Origin of the sequence: Methylobacterium sp. J-067 (genome assembly GCF_022829465.1) — a bacterium.
Classification (GTDB): domain Bacteria; phylum Pseudomonadota; class Alphaproteobacteria; order Rhizobiales; family Beijerinckiaceae; genus Methylobacterium; species Methylobacterium litchii.
The window spans coordinates 214,065-232,401 of sequence record NZ_JAKSXZ010000110.1 but is presented as its reverse complement, the minus strand read 5'-3'; the positions used below and the strand labels follow the sequence as shown (position 1 = coordinate 232,401).

Here is an 18,337-nt window from a genome sequence, read left to right as displayed (position 1 = left end):
GCGTATCAGTGGCGGGAGGAGTGATCCTCCTGCGAGCCCTGGCGCGGCTCGCCGTTCCGGCGGACGGGCTCCGCGTCGACCACGGGCGACAGGCCGAGCTGGCGCGCGAGGGAGACGAGATCCTTCAGCCGGCCGGTCTGCGTCTTGCGCCGGAGGTTGAGGCGGTGCGTCTCCACCGTGCGCACGCTGAGGGCGAGGCGCCGGGCGACTTCCTTGTTGCTGAAGCCGGCGCTGAGGAAACGCAGCACTTCCGCCTCGCGGGGCGTCAGGCCCTGTCCGTCCATCACCTCGGCCGCCGGCACCGGCTCCATCCGCACGAGGCAATCGGCGCCTTCCGCCAAGGCGACGATGGCGGCGCCGAGATCGCGGGGCGACTTCGAGCGCGCCACGAAGGCATCCGCGCCGACCGCGAGCACGGCCCGCAGGTCGTCGGCGGTGAGCGCCTTGAACGACACGAGCACGCGCAGGCTCGGCTGGCGCTCCTTGAGGCCGCTGATGCGCGCGACGCCGTCCGCAAGGCGGGCCTCGTCGAGGAACACGAGGGCGACGGCCGGCCCACCGTCATGGGAGAGGTCTTCCTCCCCGATGGTCGAGAATTCCGGCATGTGTTCGAGGCTGGCGCGCACCGTGGTGCTCAGATCCTCGGGTTCATCCAAGATGAGGACGCCAATCGGCGTGGTCATGGTTATCGCACCCCGTATTCCCTGACCGGGACATTCCGGCCAAGTCATCCGAAGTAGCTCCAAGATCCGTTCCACCCCCAAACCAGCGAAATTAAGGATTACTGCGCACATCCAGGGGCAGTTTTCCGCGAACTGGCATGGCGCGATGTTCGAAAACGAGATTGCGTAAAATTGTAATTATCTTGGCGCGCCGTTACGAGACGTTCGGACGGGTCATCGCAACGAAGCCACTCCGGCGCGTCTCGGTCATCACGCGATTCCGGCCGGCGGCCTTGGCTTCGTAGAGCGCGACGTCCGCCCGCTTGATCAGCGCCGGCACCGTGTCGGTCTCGGCCCAGGTCGAGACGCCGAAGCTGCAGGTCAGGCCGATCGTCCCGTCGCCGCAGGCGATGCGCAGCGCACGGACGCGCACCCGCAGGCCTTCGGCGTGGAACAGCGCCGAGTCGAGGTCGCGCTCGGGCAGGAAGATGCCGAATTCCTCGCCGCCGAGGCGGCCGACGGTGCCGGTCTCGTTGAGGAGGCCTGCTACGGCGCGGATCGCCTCGTCGCCGACATCGTGACCGTGCACGTCGTTGATGCGCTTGAAATGGTCGATATCGACCACGATCAGCGAGGGCGGCCGCCCGGTGATGCCCCGCGCGATGCTGTTGTCGATGCGCTCGCGGAAGGTGCGCCGGTTGAGCAGGCCCGTGAGCCCATCCGTCTCCGCGAGGCGGATCAGCTCTTCCTGAAGCTTGGCCATGCGCTCGGCGGCGCGCAGGCGCGCATGCAACTCCTCGGCGCGCGGGGGCTTCTCGATGAAGTCGTCGGCGCCGCTATCCAGCGCCTCGGCGAGGTTGTGGACGCTGTTCGCGGAGGACATCGTGATGATGTGCAGGGGCCGCCTGTCCTCGGCAAGAAGCCGCACCGCCCAGCAGAGTTCGAGCCCGTTCATGGGCCGGACCTCCAGGCTGGTGATGAGCACCCGCACCTCCGGCACGTCCGTGAGGAAAGCCAGCGCCGCATCGGATTCGGTGAACTCGTGAACGGTATGCCCGCGCGCTTCGAGCAACGAGCCGATCACCCGCAGGACGACCTGGCTCGAATCGACGACGACGATCTGCATGGCAGTCCCGGTTCACCTTCCGGGCACCGTGAAACGAAAAAGCTTAAGCCTGCGCGAACGGCAAAGGCCCCGCCGACCGTCACGCCCGATGGCCGCTACTTCGTCGTCCGCGGAAGGCTGTGGCGGTGCGCTGATCCGTCGCTGCCGGAAGATCAGCGTAAAGCGCTCGTGTCGCAGCTTATGGATGCACGGCGGGCGGTCGCCCAGGCCAAGCGCAGCGGCGATGCGGCGGCCATGAAGGCGGCGCGCGCAGCGGTCGATGTGGCGAAGGTCGCCCTCGGCGAGCGCGGTCCGGTCTGGTGGGAGGACGGATCGCCCGACCTCAACCGACACATGGCGCGCAACACGCCCTATGCCGGCTGGTACGAGTCGGTCAGCGACGGGGAACGTTGACGTTCACCACCCGCAGGTCTCCGGCATCATCCTCGCGGCGCGCCGACTTCCGGGCGCCGGGGGCGTGGATGACCGTCAGGGTCGGCGCCCCGGTCGGCGGGGCTGCGATGCCCGAAACGGTCGGCACGCCGTAGGTTCCGTAGCTCCACGGCGTGGGGACGATCCGGTTCGGGCTCGGCACGTGGGTGAAGGGCGCCCCGATATATTCGCCGGCTACGAAGGGCTCGGCGAAGCCCCGGTCATAGGCCACGCGCGGGATGCCGGTGCCGTAATAGCCGTAGGAGCGATAGCCCTCCGCTGCGGCGGGCAGCGCGACGGGCAGGGTCGCCAGGACGGCGAAGAGGGTCAGTGTACGCGAACGCATGAACGGGCTCCGGTGTCGGCCGGTCTCGAACCGGGAACGGGTCACCACCGATGTCGTTCCGGGCGCAGCGGCCCCGCCAGCCGCGCGGACTGCGTAACCGCCCGTTAACCCCGCCTAACGGCAGGTCGCGATCTTGCGGACGACCCAGCCCTCGCTTTCGAGCCAGAGGCGGCGGCGGGTGTGCGTGCAGATGGGCTGGCTCTCCGTCACCATCGCCGAGACCGGGCGGACGGTCGCCTCCGCCTGGGCGGCGGGCTGCTCCGTGACCGAGGGGCAGGTCGAACGGGCCTGCGCGGAGGCCAACCCAAGGCCGACGCAAACGGCGCCGAGGCAAAGCGATCGCAACATGATGGTCCTGGACTGGTGCAGAGATCCGACGGGGGCATCCGTAAAGCGTCCACCGGCCCGATTTGGTTGCATTGCCAAGGTTGCAGCTTCACGACGATTCGCGCCAGAGGCGACGTGCCCTCTCGCTTAGACTTCCCCCACTCCACACGGTAGGAGGGGCGGTCCCGGACGCGCAGGCGCCGAAAGGTTCATGACCAAGCCCAAACCCCCGACGAATCCCCTCCTCTCGGCCGAAAAGCGCGGAGAGGATGCGGATCAGTCCATCCGTCCGCTGAACCTGTCCGAGTTCATCGGGCAGCGGGCGGCGCGGGCGAACATGCAGATCTTCATCGAGGCCGCGCGCAAGACGGGCCAGGCCCTCGACCACGTGCTGTTCGTCGGACCGCCGGGGCTGGGCAAGACCACGCTGGCGCAGATCGTGGCCCGCGAACTCGGGGTGAACTTCCGCTCGACCTCCGGGCCGGTCATCGCCAAGGCCGGCGACCTCGCCGCGCAGCTGACCAACCTCGAAGAGCGCGACGTGCTCTTCATCGACGAGATCCACCGCCTGAACCCGGCTGTGGAAGAAATCCTCTATCCCGCGATGGAGGATTACCAGCTCGACCTCATCATCGGCGAAGGCCCGGCCGCGCGCTCGGTGAAGATCGAGCTGCCGAAATTCACCCTCGTGGGGGCGACGACCCGCGCCGGCCTGCTCACCACGCCGCTGCGCGACCGGTTCGGCATCCCGATCCGGCTGGAATTCTACGAGATCGACGAGCTTGAAATGATCGTCAGCCGGGGCGCGCGGGTGCTCGGGCTCGGCATGTCGCCGGAGGGCGCCAACGAGATCGCCAAGCGCGCGCGCGGCACGCCGCGCATCGCTGGACGCCTGCTGCGACGGGTGCGGGACTTCGCCATCGTGGCCGACGCCGAGATGGTGACGCGGACCATCGCCGACCGGGCGCTGCAACTCCTCGACGTCGACGGCGCCGGCCTCGACGTGATGGACCGGAAGTACCTGACCCTGATCGCCACCTCCTTCGGCGGGGGGCCGGTGGGGATCGAGACGATCAGCGCCGCTCTCTCGGAGCCACGGGACGCCATCGAGGACATCGTGGAGCCCTTCCTGATCCAGAAGGGCTTCGTGCAGCGCACGCCGCGAGGGCGTGTCCTGACGCGGCACGCCTTCCGCCATCTCGGCTTCGCGGAGCCGAAGCGCGACCCGGCCAACCAGTTCGGCTTGTTCCAGAACGGAGAAGACGCCTGACGCCTTGCGCGTCATGCATCTCGCTCCGGTCAGGCTTTCCTGTGCGACATAACGCGACACGCAAGACAAGCTTGGCCGTTGCTTGCGCTACGTAGCCTATTTTGCGTCCAAGGCGCTGTAACGCCTTCAAATTCTTTCAGTCTAACGGCTACGTCTGCGTAATCCCGTGCTTGCCGCCTGCGTCGAATATCACGCGATCGCGATGCAACATTGATGGAACACCGGCGTGTGGCTCCGGTTGAGCGCCCGACTGATCCCGAATGCGGGATGTCATGCCAAGCAGCCGGGCTCCGCCGCCCAGCGCCGCTCAACCCGCCCTTCTGAGAGGATTCTCCCCACCCATGAAGAACACCACGCTCGCCGCCCTCGGCTTCTCGGTCGCCGCCATCGCCACGCCGGCCCTCGCCCAGGACGCCCTCCCGGTCCGCATCTTCCCGAACCTGACCGAGACCGCCCCGGCCACCACCTCGACCCCGGAATTCCGCGCCGAGGCGCTGCGTTCGGACGCCGCCAGCATCGAGGCGAGCCGCATGGCCCTCGAGCGTTCGCGCAATCCGCGCGTCCGTTCCTACGCGAACCGCGTTCTCGTCGAGCGTAAGGCCACCACCGATGCGCTGCTGCCCGCCGGCACCTCGCTGAGCCGTGGTGGCACGGTCGTGTCCGACAACCAGGGCATCCGCACCGACCTGTCGAACCCGGCCGGCATCCTCCTCGCCCCGGTGACGATCGCCGCCAACCTCGGCACCTCGATCGTGGGCGGCACCCTCGGCGCCGTCGGCCTCGTGGACAACAGCCCGACCGAGCCGGGCCGTCGCGTCGCCCTCGGCGAGCGTGGTCAGGCCCGCCTGTCGCAGCTGCAGCAGGCTCCGAACGGCCGTGCCTTCGACCGGACCTACATCGACCAGCAGGCCCGCTCCGACGCCCGGACGCTGGAGCTCTACGACACCTACGCCAAGGGCGGCGAGAACGCCCAGGGCCGGCAGTTCGCCAATGAGGCGCTGCCCTACATCGCCCAGGAGCACGCCGAGTCCTCGACGCTCGCCATGCGCTACGGCGGCTAAGTCCAGAACCCGCTCAGGTTCGCGCGTGGAGGCCGTCCCCAGCCGGGGGCGGCCTTCGCCGCATTCAGATGGGCGCGAACACGCTATAGAGACCCGCCCCGTGCCGACGGCACGATCATGCGGACCAGAGACTGCGATGGACGAGGCGGGACACGCGCTGCCGGTGCGCGTCTATTACGAAGACACGGATTTCTCCGGCTTCGTCTACCATGCGAGCTACCTGCGCTTCATGGAGCGCGGCCGGACGGAGCTTCTGCGTGGCCTCGCGGGCGATCAATCCGACCTGCACCGGGAGGCGAAGGGCCTCGTCTTCGTCGTCCGCCGCATGAAGATCGATTTCCTGAAACCAGCCTACATGGACGACCAACTCGTCGTCCGCACGACGACGCGCGAGTTGCGCGGCGCCTCGATGACCCTGTCCCAAGACGTGCGGCGCGGCGAGGAGATCCTCGTCGCCGCCGAGGTGACCGTGGCCTGCGTGCGGGACGGCCGGGCCGTCCGCCTGCCGGACAGCCTGCGCGACCTGCTCAGCCCGCCTCAGTCCTGAAGCATCCGCTTCAGAAGCTCGACCTCATCGCCAAGCACCGTGTCCTCGCCGATCTGCTTCTCGATCTTGCGCACGGCGTGCAGCACCGTGGTGTGATCGCGTCCGCCGAAGCGGCGGCCGATCTCCGGCAGGGAGCGCAGGGTGAGCACCTTCGAGAGGTACATGGCGATCTGGCGTGGCTTCACCACCGCCGCCGTCCGCCGCTCCGACAGGATGTCCGAGCGCGAGACGTTGTAGCGGCTCGCCACCAGCTTCTGGATGTCCTCGATCTTGATCCGCTTCGGCTCGCGGTTCTTCACGAGGTCGCGGATCGCGGTCTCGGCGGTCTCGACGGTGACGGCGGTGCCGCTCAGCGTCGCGTGGGCCAAGAGCCGGTTCACGGCGCCTTCGAGGTCGCGGCCGTTGGCCGTGATCGCCCGGGCGACGTAGTTCACCACCTGCGGCGTCACATCGAAGCCCGGATGCGAGTTCCGCACGGCGGCGAGGCGCGCCGACAGGATCGAGACGCGCAGTTGCTCGTCGAGAGACCCAATCTCCACCACGAGTCCGCCCGCGAGGCGGGAGCGCACCCGCTCCTCCAGGGCTTCCAGCTCCGTCGGCGGACGGTCCGAGGCCACCACGACCTGACGGCCGGCATCGATGAGGGCGTTGATCGTGTGGCCGAACTCGGCCTGGATCGACTTGCCCTGGATGAACTGCACGTCATCGAGGATGAGCAGGTCGATGCCGCGCAGGCGCTCCTTGTAGGCGAGCGCGGATTGCGTCTTCAGGGCATTGACGAAGCCGTACATGAACCGGTCGGCCGTCAGGTAGATCACCCGGCGCCCACCCTCGCGGGCGGCATGGCCGATACCGTGCAGCAAGTGCGTCTTGCCGAGGCCGACGCCAGCATGGAGGTACAGCGGGTTATAGAGGGCGCCCTCCCCCTGGTGCCGGGCGATGCGCTCGGCGGCGGCATGGGCCAGGGCGTTCGAACGCCCGACGACGAAGCTCGCGAAGGTCAGGCGGGCATCGAGGGGCGTGCCGGCGAAATCGGTGTTCGCATCCGCTCCGGCGGAGGCGGTACGCGGCTCCGGCGACGGTGCGACCGGGGCCACGGCGGTCGGGGTGGCATGAAGGCGGGCGAGCGGGCCGCTGGTCGCGGCCGGCTTGGCGGTGCTCATGGCAGCCGCGACGGGGCGGACGGGGGCCGCCGTGCCGCGCACGCCGATCTCGACGCGGTCCACATCCGGCGCCTCGGCGCGGAAGGTCGCCAGCACGCGGTCGATGTAGTGGGATTCGATCCAGCTCTTCAGGAAGCGCGTCGGCACCGTCAGGCGACCTGCGCCCCCCGCGACGCCTTCGAGTTCCAGGCGGGCGAACCAGCTGGCGAACACGTCCTCGCCCAGCTCGGCGCGCAGCCGACGCTTCACGCGAGACCAGGCCGCGCCGTAATCCAGGGTAGCGGTCTCCTGAGCGCCACCGTCCTGGGTGCGCCCTTCCTCGTCGCCGTTCGCCACTGTTCCGTCGACACGCATCACTGGCTCTCCCCCACGTTGCCGACGAAGATCATCCGCAACGTGTACGCACGATTCACGCTGTCCGCGTCTCGCAACTACGGCGCGAGACTGATTCCATATGTCGAGTCAACCCAGACACGAGGAACTTTTGCCGATTGGAAGAGGCTATCAACAAAGACCTGCGGTTCCCTTAACAGTGGGACTTATGGGGATGGCGGAGATTCCCAACGGCAAGTGTTCCGAACCGGGCTTGGGCGAAGAGCTAGAGTCTTGCCGCGACACGGGATTCGCCGGAATCCCCAGATCCAGCGTGTTTTGCTTGAGCGTGGTGACGTTCTGTTAAGCTACACGGGGCCGGTGGACTCCGCAATGCAGCAAACTTTGGCGCAGGGTTAACGCTTCCTGAGGCCGTGGCCGAGGTGGCGGACGCGCAAAGAAAAAGCCCGGCGCGATGGCCGGGCTTTTTCGAAACCGTCAGGTCGATGGGGTCGTGGCGATCAGGCCGCCAGGGCCTTCACCCGCGCCGCGAGGCGCGAGACCTTTCGGGAGGCGTTGTTCTTGTGAACGATGCCCCTCTGGGCCGCGCGCATGATCTCCGGCTCGGCGCTCTGCAGGGCGGATAGCGCGTCCTGCTGGTTGCCGGCGGCGATCGCCTCCTCGACCTTGCGCACGAAGGTACGCATGCGGGAGCGACGGGATTTGTTGATCGCCGTGCGCTTGGCGATCTTGCGGGTCATTTTCCTGGCCGAAGCGGTATTGGCCATGTAAGTCCTCGTGTTTCTCGTCGGGCGATGCCGACGGGCCGGCACGGCCGGGGATCGGTCAACGCATCAGTTGTCAGGCGATGGCCGAGACGCAGCGCACGCGAAAAGCGCGGCCTCTCAACGAAGCGCCTCCTATAGTCAGCGGGGGGCTCTCCGTCAATTCACTCCGGCCATCTCAGCGCCGCCGCCGCCGCGACCGTGCCCACCACGGCGGCGATGAGGGTCAGCCCGGTCAGCACCGCCAGCGGCACGAGGAACGGCACCGTCCCGCCCGTTGCCGCCTGGGCGGCCGAGACTCCGAAGATCAGCGTCGGAATCATCAGCGGCAGCACCAGCACCGCCAGAATCAGCCCGCCCCGGCGGATCGAGGCCGTGAGCGCCGCCCCCACCGCGCCGATGAAGCTGAGGGCCGGGGTGCCGAGCGCCAGGGTCAGGGCGGTGGACGCCATAGCGGTGCCGTCGAGGGCGACGAGAAGGCCGAAGAGTGGGCTCGCCAGCGCCAGGGGCAGGCCCGTGGTGAGCCAGTGGGCCAGCACCTTGGCGAGAACGATTCCCTCCAGGGGCACGGGGGCGCCGGTCATCAGGTCGAGGGAGCCGTCCTCCTCGTCGGCCTGGAACAGCCGGTCGAGGCCGATCAGCGTCGCGAGCACCGCCGAGAGCCAAAGGATCGCCGGCCCGATCCGCGAGAGCAGATTCAGGTCTGGGCCCAGCGCGAAGGGCACCAGCGCCACGATCATCAGGAAGAAGACGAGGGAGAGCGTCCCCGATCCGCCGACGCGGGCGGCGAGCCGCAGATCGCGGGCGAGAAGGGCGAGGCCAGCGCGGATCATAGCCATTCCTCCGCATCCGCCCCGGCAGCGGGCGCGGCCTGCTCCAGCGCGGCGCGGTCGATGCGCAGTTCCATCGCGTCGTGCAGGCCCAGCGCTTGGTGGGTCGCGGCGATGACGAGGCCGCCCCCCGCCCGGTGCTCAGCCATCAGCGCGGCCAGGACCTCCTGCGAGGCGACGTCGAGGGCGGCGGTGGGCTCGTCGAGCAGCCAGAGCGGGCGGGCACAGACGAGAAGCCGTGCCAGCGCAACCCGGCGCCGCTGCCCCGCCGAGAGGTAGGCGACGGGCAGGTCGAGGGCGTGGCCGAGGCCGAGCCGGTCCAGCGCCTCCGCCGGCATCAGGCGCGGCGCGCCCAGGAGATCGCGGGCAAAGGTCAGGTTCTCTCCGGCCGTGAGGGCGGATTTCAGCCCGTCCCGGTGGCCGACCACGTGCAGGCATTCCGGCAGGGTCGCCTCGCCGACGCCGGAGACCGCGATGGTCCCCGCATCGGGACGCAACCGGCCGGACAGGATCGCCAACAGGCTCGACTTGCCCGCGCCGTTGCGGCCGGTGACGGCGAGCGCCCCGCCCTCCCCCAGCGAGAAGGTCAGGCCGGCGAAGATCCGGCGGCCGGAGCGGCGGCAGGCGAGATTGTCGACGTCGAGCCGCACGGGGTCCTCAAGATCGTCCGGCGGATTGAGGCGGCCGGCCGCGCCTCCATGCCCGATTGCGGCGGCGGACGGAACAGCGCCCACGCTTTGGGGCGTTGTCCCCGCACGGAGGAACGCCATGACAGAAGAGCGAGTCACCGCGCCGACCGAGTCCGAAGTCGCCGACAGCGAGGACGCCAAGGCGGGCCTCGCCATGGTCGCGGCCCGCGTCGGGCGCTGCACCGACGAGGAGCAGGCCGCGTTCTGGGAGGCGGTCGGCCGCTGCTTCGGCGGCGGCAAGCCGCCGGACCTCGGCGGAATCAGCTCTTCCGCGAACGGGTGAGCGAGCGCAGCGCGCCCTGGAAGGTGCGGATGTCCTGCTCCGTCATGGCCATGCGGTGCAGCCTGTCGCGCATGTTGCGCACGATGCCGCCGCGTTTCTCCGGCGGATAGAACCCCACCGCGTCGAGGGCCACCTCCAGCTTGGCGAACAGCGCGACGAGGGCCTCGCGCGAGGCGGGAGGCGAGTGCATCTCCCCGGCGAAGGGGAGCACCGCCCGGCCGCTCGCCCGGCGCCACTCGTAGCCGACGAGCAGCACGGCCTGGGCGAGGTTGAGCGAGGGGAAATCCGGCGAGACCGGGAAGGTGACGATGGCGTCCGCCAGCGACACCTCGTCGTTCGAGAGTCCGACCCGCTCCCGCCCGAACAGGATGCCGCAACGCTGCCCGGCGCGGCCGGCGACTTCGGCCATGCCCTCTTCCGGCGAGAAGACGCGCTTCATCTGCCCGCGCTCGCGGGCGGTGGTGGCCAGCACGTAGTTCAGGTCCGCCACGGCCTCCTCGACGGTGGCGAAGATCGTCGCCCGGTCGAGGACGTGGGTCGCGCCGGAGGCCGCCTCGCGCACGCCCTTCTTCGGCCAGCCGTTCTTCGGGTTGACGAGGCGCAGTTCGGAGAGGCCGAAATTCGCCATGGCGCGGGCCGTCATGCCGATGTTCTCGGCGAGCTGCGGCTCCACGAGGATCACGGCCGGCGCCGTGCCCGGCGGGAGTTCGAGGTCCTTTTCGGCGTCGTCGCGGGTCATGCCGCCCTCTGGCACGGGGCCGGCAGTCCGTCGAGGGGGGGTTACGACACCGGCCGGTTGACAGCCCGAGCCTTCCGCTCGGAGGAGCCCCTTGCTATGTCGCCGGGCGCGTCCGCACGGCCCTTGCATGCCGTGCGCCCCGAGGACAGCGGACGAAAAGGCACCCGGCCCATGGCGAAGATCAAGGTAGCGAACCCGGTCGTCGAACTCGACGGCGACGAGATGACCCGGATCATCTGGGCCGAGATCAAGAACAAGCTGATCCACCCTCACCTCGACGTGGATCTCGAATATTACGACCTCGGCGTCGAGCACCGCGACGCGACCGGTGACAAGGTGACGGTCGATGCCGCCGAGGCGATCAAGCGCCACGGTGTCGGCGTGAAGTGCGCCACCATCACGCCGGACGAAGCCCGCGTGAAGGAATTCAACCTCAAGGAGATGTGGCGCTCGCCGAACGGCACGATCCGCAACATCCTCGGCGGCGTGATCTTCCGCGAGCCGATCATCTGTAAGAACGTGCCGCGCCTCGTCCCCGGCTGGACGCAGCCCTTCGTGATCGGCCGCCACGCGTACGGCGACCAGTACCGCGCCACGGACTTCAAGGTGCCCGGCAAGGGCCGCCTGACCATCAAGTTCGAGGGTGACGACGGCACCGTCATCGAGAAGGAGGTGTTCAAGTTCCCCGAGGCCGGCGTCGCCATGTCGATGTACAACCTCGACCAGTCGATCATCGACTTCGCCCGCGCCTCGATGAACTACGGCCTCGCGCGCCGGTACCCGGTGTACCTCTCCACCAAGAACACCATCCTGAAGGCCTATGACGGCCGGTTCAAGGACCTGTTCCAGAAGGTCTACGAGGAGGAGTTCGAGGCGCAGTTCAAGACCCTCGGCATCACCTACGAGCACCGCCTCATCGACGACATGGTGGCCTCGTGCCTCAAGTGGTCGGGCGGCTACGTGTGGGCCTGCAAAAACTACGATGGCGACGTGCAGTCGGACACGGCGGCGCAGGGCTTCGGTTCGCTGGGTCTCATGACCTCGGTGCTGATGACCCCGGACGGCAACACCGTCGAGGCCGAGGCCGCCCACGGCACCGTCACCCGCCACTTCCGCGAGCACCAGAAGGGCCGCGAGACCTCGACCAACTCCATCGCCTCGATCTTCGCCTGGACCCGTGGCCTGACCCACCGCGCCAAGCTCGACGGCAACGACGAGCTGGCGAAGTTCTCGGCCACGCTGGAGAAGGTCTGCGTCGACACCGTCGAGGCCGGTCACATGACCAAGGATCTCGCCCTCCTCGTCGGCCCGGACCAGAAGTGGCTCTCCACCACCGGCTTCCTCGACAAGGTCGATCAGAACCTCAAGACCGCCATGTCCGCCTGAGTGGGCGGCACGGTCTGAAAGCATGGGGCGGCGGGTGCGAGGCATCCGCCGCCCTTTTCGCGTCTGGATTGTATCCGGGCGTCATCCCGCGGCCTGCGGCACGGTATCTCGCCCTCCCCGAAGTGATCCGTATGCAACCTCAGGTGACATTCGGCATGGGGCTGCGCTAGGCTGCGCGGGTCGATCGGAGCCGCGCCGCGTGGGCGTCAGGTCGGACCTGGGGTTGAGCGATGGCCGTGGTCGAACCGCCGGAGACCCGGGAGCAGCTGACGCGCATCGCGGCGGTGCTGTCGGTCTCGCCCGCCGCCTTCCGATCTGCGCGCCCCGCCACCGACGATGGGCCGGATCCGGTCGAACGGGCCGAGGTAGCCCTGCTGTTCCGGCGATTGACGGCGCCGGACCAGCGGGCGGCGATCGTGGCTCTGCTGCGCGCCCTCACCCAGCCGGGCGACCGGCGCTAGACCCTCACGCCGCGACGAGCAGCGCCGCCCCGGCGACGCCGGACAGGACGAGGCGCAGGCGCCCGAGCCAGATGGGGGCGAGGCCGCGCCGCGACAGATCCTGGTCCACGAGGCCCCAGGCCAGGACGAGCACGCCGAGGATGCGCAGGTCCCACGGGGCGGGCGCCGCCATGGCGGCCCAGGCGACCAGGGAGGGGACGATCGCGATGAAGTAGTCGCCGTTGCGACCGCCGCGCGCCGCCGCCGCGCCCCAGCGGATGCCCCCGAGGAACGAGGCGATCACCGCACCGTAGGCCGACAGGATCGTGCGCGGCGACAGGCCGATATTGCCCAGCCCGCCGTCGCTCCCCGACACCGCGAGGGCGGCAAAGCCCAGAAAGGGAATCAGCCCGGCCACGCCGAGCACGATGGCGCTCAACGGCACTGCGGGTAGGCGCGCCATCCAACCTCCGGTTCCATGCCCGGCCATGGGACCGTACCATACCGGGCCGGACCGACCGCACTCTCGTGGGAGGCGTCACGCATCCCGTGTCTGCGGTCAAGGTCAGAACGGCCGTTGCGGCGCTGTGCCTCCCCGCCCCGTTCCGGAGGCCCGAACGGGGCGGATGAGGGCTCAGATCGCCTTGCGGGCGTTGGGCGGCGTGACGGCGGCGGTGGGGATCGGGGCGCCGAGGAGACTCACCGGACCCTGGCCAGCATCGGAGATCGCCGGGGGCTCGTTCACCGCCGGATCGAGCCGGCGCGGCTTGAACGAGGCGGCGAGGCTCTTGGCCCGGGCAAGGTCGCCCTCGCTCAGCTTCGTGGCGACGTCATCGCGCTTCTTGCCGGCATCGTCGTCGCCCTGCGCGGCGGCGGCGCCGAACCACACGAAGGACTGCACCAGATCCTGCGTCAGGCCGAGGCCACGGGCGTAGAGCACCGCGATGTTGTACTGGCTGTCGCGCACCCCGTGCTCGGCACCCTGGCGGAACCAGGAGGCGGCCGAGGCGAAATCGGGCTTGCCGCCGGCGGCCGGGTTCTCGGCATAGATCACGCCGAGGTTGTGCATGGCGCGGGCATGGCCCTGCTCGGCCGCGCGACCGTACCAGAGCTTCGCCTGGGCGAGGTCGCGGGTCACGCCCGAGCCCTTCTCGTAATGGGCGCCGAGCTTGTACTGGGCCGGGGCGTAGCCGACATTCGCCAGCTTCTCGAACAGCTTGGCGGCGGCGGCGAGGTCACGCGGCATGCCGCGCCCGTCCGCCTCGCGCATCGCCAGTTCCCACACCGCCGGGCCGTCGCCCGCGAGGGCGGCCTGCTTCACCTTGGCGAGGCCGGCGGGCACGTTGGCGAGGTCTCCGGCGAGACCGGCCATGTTCGGAACCTGCGGCACGGCGGGCTTCGCCGGGGTGGCGGGCTCCTGCACCTTGGGGCTCGCGACGGTCTGCGTCGTGGTCGGGTCCTGCGGGATCGCGGCGGGGGCGGCCTTCGGCGCCTCGGCGGTCTTCTGGGTGTCGGCGGGCTTCTCGGCCGTGGTGGCACCCGGCGTGGGGGCAAGCTGCGGCACGCCCTTCGGGTCGTCGTTGCGCACGCCGACCGCCTGGATCGCACCCAAGGTGAGGACGATGGCCGCCAGCCCCAGGAGGAGCGGCTTGCGGTGCTGGTCGATCTCAGAGCGCAGGCGGGTCATCCGCCCGGTCGTGGCAGCGGCCTGCGGGACGGCCCGCTGCCTGAGCGGCCGGTCGGCCGGCGTCTCGGCGGCCAGCTCCGCCTGGGCGGCCTGGGCCGCGCGGCGGGCGGCGGCGATGAAGCTCGTCTTGATGTCGCCGTTGGCCGACGTGGCCTTGTCGATGGACGGGGCCTTCGTCACCGGCTCGCGCTTCTCGACCGTGATCGCGGGAGCGCGGCTCGGGCGGGGCATGCCGGGTTCGAGCAGGGCGTCGCCGGCACTCAGGACCGGGGTCGGCTCGGCCTCCTCGCGCTGCGGCGCCCGCCACGTGGCGCGGGGCGCCTCGACGGTGGTCGTGGTCATTAGGCGCTCGTCCAGGGACGGGGCGCGCTGGGCCGGGGCCGTCTCGACGGAGCCGAGGCGGTTGACGAGCCGGTCGAGGGCCGATTGCACCCCTTCGAGGGTCGCGCTCAGGCGCTCATCCGAGGCGATCTGCCGGGCCTGCATCTCCGCGAGGCTCGCCCGGAGCAGACCGAACTCGCTCGGGTTGGCGGCGGGGTTCACCCCCCGCAGCGTCTCGGCGACGGCTTCCTTCGCGGCGCGGGTGATCACCGCCTCGCTGGGAGAGACATCCCGCAGCGCCTCGACCTGGTGCATCAGGTCGTTCATCGTGCGCTCGAGGCTGGTCAGCGCCGGATCGAGGGCGGAGGGCGCCTCGATCTTGTCGACCAGGGTCAGGACCTGCTTTTCGAGGGCGTCGAGCCCGTCCGGGCCGTTGCGCTCGCCGACGCGGTCCACCTTCTCCGCGAGGCTGTGCAGCATTGCCTGGATCGAGGCCATGTCGCCCGTAGCGGCGGCGGGTGCAGCCTTCCGGGGACGGGCGCCGGCATCGACGTCGGCGCGGGCCGACAGGCTGTCCACTCTCTCGGCCAGCGCGCTGATCTCGTCGGCCAGCTCCGCCTTCGGGGCGGGGCTCTCTGTGGGCACGGGCTCCGGCGTCGGCTCCGGCGCCGGGGGAATGCGGGCGATGTCGTCGCTCAGCGCCTCGACGCGGGCGATGACCCGGCCCAAACGCGTCGGCTCGGCCAGTTCGTCGGCGGCGGCACGGATGGTGGCGAGTTCGGCGGCGAGCGCGTCGAGGGCCGAACGGTCGGCATCGGCCTCCTCGAAGGCAATGGCGACGTCGAGGCGGTTCTTGAAGCGCTTCAGGCCGGCGGCGACCTGCGCATGGGCGGCCTCAGCGTCGGAATGGTCGAGTTCCTTGATCCGCGTGCGGATCACCGCCAACGGCAGGGCGAGCGCGGGCACCTCGGCATCCGAGCGGGCGCGGCCGATGCTGCCCGCGAGCGAATCGAGGGCGCTTTCCAGGGAAGCGATGTCGGCGTTCGTGGCGAGCGGCGCCATGGTCTCGGTGAGTCGGGCCGCCTCGCGGCGCAGCTCGTCCATGACGTAATCCGGCAGGGTGCTGGCGGACTTCATGGGCGCCTCGATCTTCGGCTCGGCCGGCGTCGCGACCTTGGCTTCGGTCTCGGTGACGAGACGGCGCTCCAGATCCCGGTGCATCGTCGCGACGGTGCCGGCTGGCTCGGCCTGCGCCGAGAGCTCGCGCTGGCGCTGGCGGATGGCCTGGACGGCCTCGCGCATCTCGGCGGCGGTGGACTTGCCGCGTTTGGCGGCCGGACGGACGGTGACCTGATCGCCGAGTTCGGCGACCCGGCGCTCGATGTCACCGAGGCGCTCGGTCACCTGCTGCACCGGGCTCGTCTGCAGGGCGCGGTCGATGCGCAGCTCGATCTCTTCGAGGCGCTTCTGCTCGGCCTGGGCCGCCGCGCGGCGCTCGGCTTCCATAGAGCGGTCCAGACCATCGAGGCGGGTCATGAGGGTGGCCAAACCTTCGGAGGAAGCGATGCCAGCCGAATCGTGTGCGGGGTCCTGCACCATCCGGGTCGCCTCCTGGGAAACCTGTCGCTCGGCGCTGCCGCCGAGCGGGGCGAGATGCTGCGGCACGACGGAGGCGATCCACGCCTCGAGGGGGACGCCGGCACGGCTCGCGACATCGCGGGCGGCTTCGATCACCTCCGGATCGAAACTATCGAAATGCGAGATCGCGTTGCGGTTCATCGTCGGCCTGTCGTCATCGGCGAGCAGCGCGGCGGCCGACCGTTCCAGTCCGGGTCATCCCCGGTGCTGCAACCTGTGGGCCGCCTTGGGGTAACCATTAAATTTGTTGGTAAACATCGGGTTAAGGTTGTGGCGACGATTGCGCCGAACCTGTTGATCCACCGGACTGCAACTATAGCGTGCTATCTCGCGGCCAATGCCGGTCCAATCGGCGGTATGGCTTCTCCGTCAATGGCTTACGCCTTGCGACATCGTGGCCGTGCGTCGTCCCGTGGCTTCGCGCGGGCATTGCTGAAGGGGGCTCCGGCCGTTTAATATTTACTTGTCGCAGGCGGTCCGGCAGATGGCCGCGCGAATCGTAAGGTGGGAAATCTTCGCATGCCGCAATACCGCGCTCCGGTGGACGACACGCTGTTCCTGCTCAACGATGTGCTGGGACTCCAGGGCCGCTCCAACCTCGCGGGCTTCGCCGATGCGACGCCGGATGTGGTCGAGGCCGTGCTGCGCGAAGGCGGCAAGCTCGCGGATGAAATCCTCGCCCCCGTGAACCAGGCCGGAGACCGGGAGGGCTGCACCCGCCATCCCGACGGCCGCGTGACCACGCCGACGGGGTTCAAGGCGGCCTACGACGCCTATGCCGGCGGCGGCTGGATGGGCCTGTCGGTGCCCGAGGCGTTCGGCGGACAGGGACTACCTCAGGTTATCAACACGGCGATCCAGGATTTCGCCTCCGGCGCCAACCTCGCGCTCAGCATGTATCCCGGGCTCACCCAGGGCGCGGTGGCCGCTCTGCTCGTCCACGGCTCGGAGGAGCAAAAGGCGCGCTACCTGCCGAAGATGGTCGAGGGGGCCTGGACGGGCACGATGAACCTCACCGAGCCGCATTGCGGCACGGATCTTGGCCTGCTCCGCACCAAGGCGGCGCCGCAGGGGGACGGGTCCTACGCGATCACCGGCACCAAGATCTTCATCTCGGCCGGCGAGCACGACCTGTCGGAGAACATCGTGCATCTCGTCCTCGCCCGCATCGAGGGCGCGCCGGCCGGCACGAAGGGCATCTCGCTCTTCCTCGTGCCGAAGGTGCTGGTGAACGAGGACGGCTCGCTGGGCGCGCGCAACGATGTCTCCTGCGGCTCCATCGAGCACAAGATGGGCATCCACGGGAACAGCACCTGCGTGATGAACTACGACGGCGCCACCGGGTGGCTCGTCGGCGAGGCGAACCGCGGCCTCAACGCCATGTTCGTGATGATGAACGAGGCCCGCCTCGCGGTGGGCGTCCAGGGGCTCGGCCAGTCCGAGGCGGCCTATCAGAGCGCCGTCGCCTACGCGAAGGACCGCCTTCAGGGCCGCGCCCTCACTGGGGCCAAGGCGCCGGAGAGGGCCGCCGACCCGATCATCGTCCACCCGGACATCCGCCGCACGCTGATGCAGATCCGGGCCTTCAACGAGGCGGCCCGCGCCCTGGTGCTCTGGACCGCGCTGCAAGGCGACGTGCTCCACCGAGCGGAGGACGCCAAGGAGCGGCAGACGGCCGACGACCTGATGGGCTTGATGACACCCGTGGTGAAGGGCGTGCTGACCGATCGCGGCTTCGCCAACGCCGTCGAGGCGCAGCAGGTCTTCGGCGGGCACGGCTACGTCGAGGAATGGGGCATGTCGCAATTCGTGCGCGATGCCCGCATCGCCATGATCTACGAGGGCGCCAACGGCATCCAGGCGATGGACCTGATCGGCCGCAAGCTGCCCAAGGACGGCGGCCGGGCGATGATGGCCTTCCTGGGCGAGGTCCAAGCCTTCCTGAAGGAGAGCGGCGAGGACGAGGCCGCCTTCGCCAAGCCGCTCCAGGCGGCGCTCGGCGATCTGCAGCAGGCGACGATGTGGCTGATGCAGAACGCCATGGGCAACCCGGACAACGCGGGCGCGGGCGCCACCGATTACATGCACCTGCTCGGGTTGGTGGCTCTCGGCTACATGTGGTGCCGCATCGCCCGCGCGGCGCTGGCGCGGAAGGCCGAGGGCGGCGACACCGCCCGGTGGGAGAGCAAGCTCGTCACCGGCCGGTTCTTCATGGAGCGCAGCCTGCCCGAGACGGCGCTCCGCCTCGCACGGATCAGGGCCGGCGCCGGCACGACGATGGCGCTGGCGGCGGAGGCGTTCTAAAGCGCCTCCC

General features: G+C 69.6%; 19 protein-coding genes. 8 read left to right on the top strand and 11 right to left on the bottom strand.

Annotation, left to right across the window (positions count from 1 at the left end; genetic code table 11):
* Positions 1 to 5: 5 nt before the first annotated feature.
* Complete coding sequence (locus MKK52_RS16220) at positions 6 to 683, bottom strand: LuxR C-terminal-related transcriptional regulator (RefSeq protein WP_243955540.1); 678 nt, start codon at positions 681 to 683, stop codon at positions 6 to 8.
* Positions 684 to 876: 193 nt separating this feature from the next.
* A complete protein-coding gene (locus MKK52_RS16215; protein ID WP_243955536.1) occupies positions 877 to 1,788 on the bottom strand; it encodes a GGDEF domain-containing protein in 912 nt (303 codons plus the stop codon).
* Between the two features lie 117 nt (positions 1,789 to 1,905).
* Between MKK52_RS16215 and MKK52_RS16210 the strand changes: the two genes are divergently transcribed.
* Positions 1,906 to 2,181, top strand: coding sequence for a hypothetical protein (locus MKK52_RS16210; RefSeq protein WP_243955871.1), 276 nt, complete (start codon positions 1,906 to 1,908; stop codon positions 2,179 to 2,181).
* Here MKK52_RS16210 and MKK52_RS16205 read toward each other — a convergent pair.
* Both MKK52_RS16205 and MKK52_RS16200 read right to left on the bottom strand, forming a co-directional pair.
* On the bottom strand, positions 2,162 to 2,545 hold the full coding sequence (locus tag MKK52_RS16205) for a hypothetical protein (RefSeq protein ID WP_243955535.1): 384 nt from the start codon (positions 2,543 to 2,545) through the stop codon (positions 2,162 to 2,164). The two genes, MKK52_RS16210 and MKK52_RS16205, sit on opposite strands and share 20 nt — an antisense overlap.
* A gap of 114 nt (positions 2,546 to 2,659) precedes the next feature.
* Positions 2,660 to 2,893, bottom strand: a complete 234-nt coding sequence (locus tag MKK52_RS16200) for a hypothetical protein (RefSeq protein ID WP_243955534.1) — start codon at positions 2,891 to 2,893, stop codon at positions 2,660 to 2,662.
* Between the two features lie 190 nt (positions 2,894 to 3,083).
* Here MKK52_RS16200 and ruvB point away from each other — a divergent pair, with 190 nt between their 5' ends.
* The 3 genes from ruvB (at position 3,084) to ybgC (ending at position 5,750) form a co-directional block, all read left to right on the top strand.
* On the top strand, positions 3,084 to 4,142 hold the full coding sequence (gene ruvB / locus MKK52_RS16195; protein ID WP_243955533.1) for a Holliday junction branch migration DNA helicase RuvB: 1,059 nt from the start codon (positions 3,084 to 3,086) through the stop codon (positions 4,140 to 4,142).
* Positions 4,143 to 4,483: 341 nt separating this feature from the next.
* Positions 4,484 to 5,203 (top strand): DUF4142 domain-containing protein, encoded by a 720-nt coding sequence (locus tag MKK52_RS16190; RefSeq protein WP_243955532.1) that lies wholly within the window; start codon positions 4,484 to 4,486, stop codon positions 5,201 to 5,203.
* A 136-nt stretch (positions 5,204 to 5,339) separates the two neighbouring features.
* Positions 5,340 to 5,750, top strand: a complete 411-nt coding sequence (gene ybgC / locus MKK52_RS16185; protein WP_243955531.1) for a tol-pal system-associated acyl-CoA thioesterase — start codon at positions 5,340 to 5,342, stop codon at positions 5,748 to 5,750.
* On the opposite strand, the gene dnaA is transcribed toward ybgC, so the two are convergent.
* The 4 genes from dnaA to ccmA form a co-directional block, all read right to left on the bottom strand.
* The gene (gene dnaA, locus MKK52_RS16180; protein WP_243955530.1) at positions 5,741 to 7,267 is read right to left on the bottom strand and encodes a chromosomal replication initiator protein DnaA; all 1,527 of its coding nucleotides are present in this window, start codon (positions 7,265 to 7,267) and stop codon (positions 5,741 to 5,743) included. The genes ybgC and dnaA overlap by 10 nt on opposite strands.
* A 479-nt stretch (positions 7,268 to 7,746) precedes the next feature.
* The gene (gene rpsT / locus MKK52_RS16175; protein WP_243955527.1) at positions 7,747 to 8,013 is read right to left on the bottom strand and encodes a 30S ribosomal protein S20; all 267 of its coding nucleotides are present in this window, start codon (positions 8,011 to 8,013) and stop codon (positions 7,747 to 7,749) included.
* A 161-nt stretch (positions 8,014 to 8,174) separates the two neighbouring features.
* The gene (gene ccmB / locus MKK52_RS16170; RefSeq protein ID WP_243955870.1) at positions 8,175 to 8,843 is read right to left on the bottom strand and encodes a heme exporter protein CcmB; all 669 of its coding nucleotides are present in this window, start codon (positions 8,841 to 8,843) and stop codon (positions 8,175 to 8,177) included.
* Positions 8,840 to 9,490, bottom strand: a complete 651-nt coding sequence (ccmA, locus tag MKK52_RS16165) for a heme ABC exporter ATP-binding protein CcmA (RefSeq protein WP_243955525.1) — start codon at positions 9,488 to 9,490, stop codon at positions 8,840 to 8,842. The genes ccmB and ccmA overlap by 4 nt, the downstream gene beginning before the upstream one ends.
* A gap of 118 nt (positions 9,491 to 9,608) precedes the next feature.
* Here ccmA and MKK52_RS16160 point away from each other — a divergent pair, with 118 nt between their 5' ends.
* A complete protein-coding gene (locus tag MKK52_RS16160; RefSeq protein ID WP_243955523.1) occupies positions 9,609 to 9,812 on the top strand; it encodes a hypothetical protein in 204 nt (67 codons plus the stop codon).
* Here MKK52_RS16160 and MKK52_RS16155 read toward each other — a convergent pair.
* On the bottom strand, positions 9,790 to 10,551 hold the full coding sequence (locus MKK52_RS16155) for an RNA methyltransferase (RefSeq protein ID WP_243955521.1): 762 nt from the start codon (positions 10,549 to 10,551) through the stop codon (positions 9,790 to 9,792). The genes MKK52_RS16160 and MKK52_RS16155 overlap by 23 nt on opposite strands.
* Positions 10,552 to 10,722: 171 nt before the next feature.
* Here MKK52_RS16155 and MKK52_RS16150 point away from each other — a divergent pair, with 171 nt between their 5' ends.
* Both MKK52_RS16150 and MKK52_RS16145 read left to right on the top strand, forming a co-directional pair.
* Positions 10,723 to 11,937 carry an NADP-dependent isocitrate dehydrogenase gene (locus tag MKK52_RS16150; protein WP_243955520.1) on the top strand — a complete coding sequence of 405 codons (1,215 nt, stop codon included), beginning with the start codon at positions 10,723 to 10,725 and terminating at the stop codon, positions 11,935 to 11,937.
* A 230-nt stretch (positions 11,938 to 12,167) separates the two neighbouring features.
* Positions 12,168 to 12,398, top strand: coding sequence for a hypothetical protein (locus tag MKK52_RS16145; protein WP_243955519.1), 231 nt, complete (start codon positions 12,168 to 12,170; stop codon positions 12,396 to 12,398).
* Between the two features lie 4 nt (positions 12,399 to 12,402).
* On the opposite strand, the gene MKK52_RS16140 is transcribed toward MKK52_RS16145, so the two are convergent.
* Both MKK52_RS16140 and MKK52_RS16135 read right to left on the bottom strand, forming a co-directional pair.
* Positions 12,403 to 12,840, bottom strand: coding sequence for a DUF3429 domain-containing protein (locus tag MKK52_RS16140; RefSeq protein ID WP_243955518.1), 438 nt, complete (start codon positions 12,838 to 12,840; stop codon positions 12,403 to 12,405).
* Between the two features lie 171 nt (positions 12,841 to 13,011).
* Positions 13,012 to 16,164 carry a tetratricopeptide repeat protein gene (locus MKK52_RS16135; protein ID WP_243955517.1) on the bottom strand — a complete coding sequence of 1,051 codons (3,153 nt, stop codon included), beginning with the start codon at positions 16,162 to 16,164 and terminating at the stop codon, positions 13,012 to 13,014.
* A 378-nt stretch (positions 16,165 to 16,542) separates the two neighbouring features.
* Between MKK52_RS16135 and MKK52_RS16130 the strand changes: the two genes are divergently transcribed.
* Positions 16,543 to 18,327: an acyl-CoA dehydrogenase C-terminal domain-containing protein gene (locus MKK52_RS16130; RefSeq protein WP_243955515.1), complete on the top strand. Its 1,785-nt coding sequence runs from the start codon at positions 16,543 to 16,545 to the stop codon at positions 18,325 to 18,327.
* The last annotated feature ends 10 nt before the right edge of the window (positions 18,328 to 18,337 follow it).

Coding starts and splice junctions, on each gene's coding strand:
- MKK52_RS16220 (WP_243955540.1), bottom strand. CDS start 683: ATGACCACGCCGATTGGCGTCCTCATCTTGGATGAACCCGAGGATCTG.
- MKK52_RS16215 (WP_243955536.1), bottom strand. CDS start 1,788: ATGCAGATCGTCGTCGTCGATTCGAGCCAGGTCGTCCTGCGGGTGATC.
- MKK52_RS16205 (WP_243955535.1), bottom strand. CDS start 2,545: ATGCGTTCGCGTACACTGACCCTCTTCGCCGTCCTGGCGACCCTGCCC.
- MKK52_RS16200 (WP_243955534.1), bottom strand. CDS start 2,893: ATGTTGCGATCGCTTTGCCTCGGCGCCGTTTGCGTCGGCCTTGGGTTG.
- ruvB (WP_243955533.1), top strand. CDS start 3,084: ATGACCAAGCCCAAACCCCCGACGAATCCCCTCCTCTCGGCCGAAAAG.
- MKK52_RS16190 (WP_243955532.1), top strand. CDS start 4,484: ATGAAGAACACCACGCTCGCCGCCCTCGGCTTCTCGGTCGCCGCCATC.
- ybgC (WP_243955531.1), top strand. CDS start 5,340: ATGGACGAGGCGGGACACGCGCTGCCGGTGCGCGTCTATTACGAAGAC.
- dnaA (WP_243955530.1), bottom strand. CDS start 7,267: ATGCGTGTCGACGGAACAGTGGCGAACGGCGACGAGGAAGGGCGCACC.
- rpsT (WP_243955527.1), bottom strand. CDS start 8,013: ATGGCCAATACCGCTTCGGCCAGGAAAATGACCCGCAAGATCGCCAAG.
- ccmB (WP_243955870.1), bottom strand. CDS start 8,843: ATGATCCGCGCTGGCCTCGCCCTTCTCGCCCGCGATCTGCGGCTCGCC.
- MKK52_RS16160 (WP_243955523.1), top strand. CDS start 9,609: ATGACAGAAGAGCGAGTCACCGCGCCGACCGAGTCCGAAGTCGCCGAC.
- MKK52_RS16155 (WP_243955521.1), bottom strand. CDS start 10,551: ATGACCCGCGACGACGCCGAAAAGGACCTCGAACTCCCGCCGGGCACG.
- MKK52_RS16150 (WP_243955520.1), top strand. CDS start 10,723: ATGGCGAAGATCAAGGTAGCGAACCCGGTCGTCGAACTCGACGGCGAC.
- MKK52_RS16145 (WP_243955519.1), top strand. CDS start 12,168: ATGGCCGTGGTCGAACCGCCGGAGACCCGGGAGCAGCTGACGCGCATC.
- MKK52_RS16140 (WP_243955518.1), bottom strand. CDS start 12,840: ATGGCGCGCCTACCCGCAGTGCCGTTGAGCGCCATCGTGCTCGGCGTG.
- MKK52_RS16135 (WP_243955517.1), bottom strand. CDS start 16,164: ATGAACCGCAACGCGATCTCGCATTTCGATAGTTTCGATCCGGAGGTG.
- MKK52_RS16130 (WP_243955515.1), top strand. CDS start 16,543: ATGCCGCAATACCGCGCTCCGGTGGACGACACGCTGTTCCTGCTCAAC.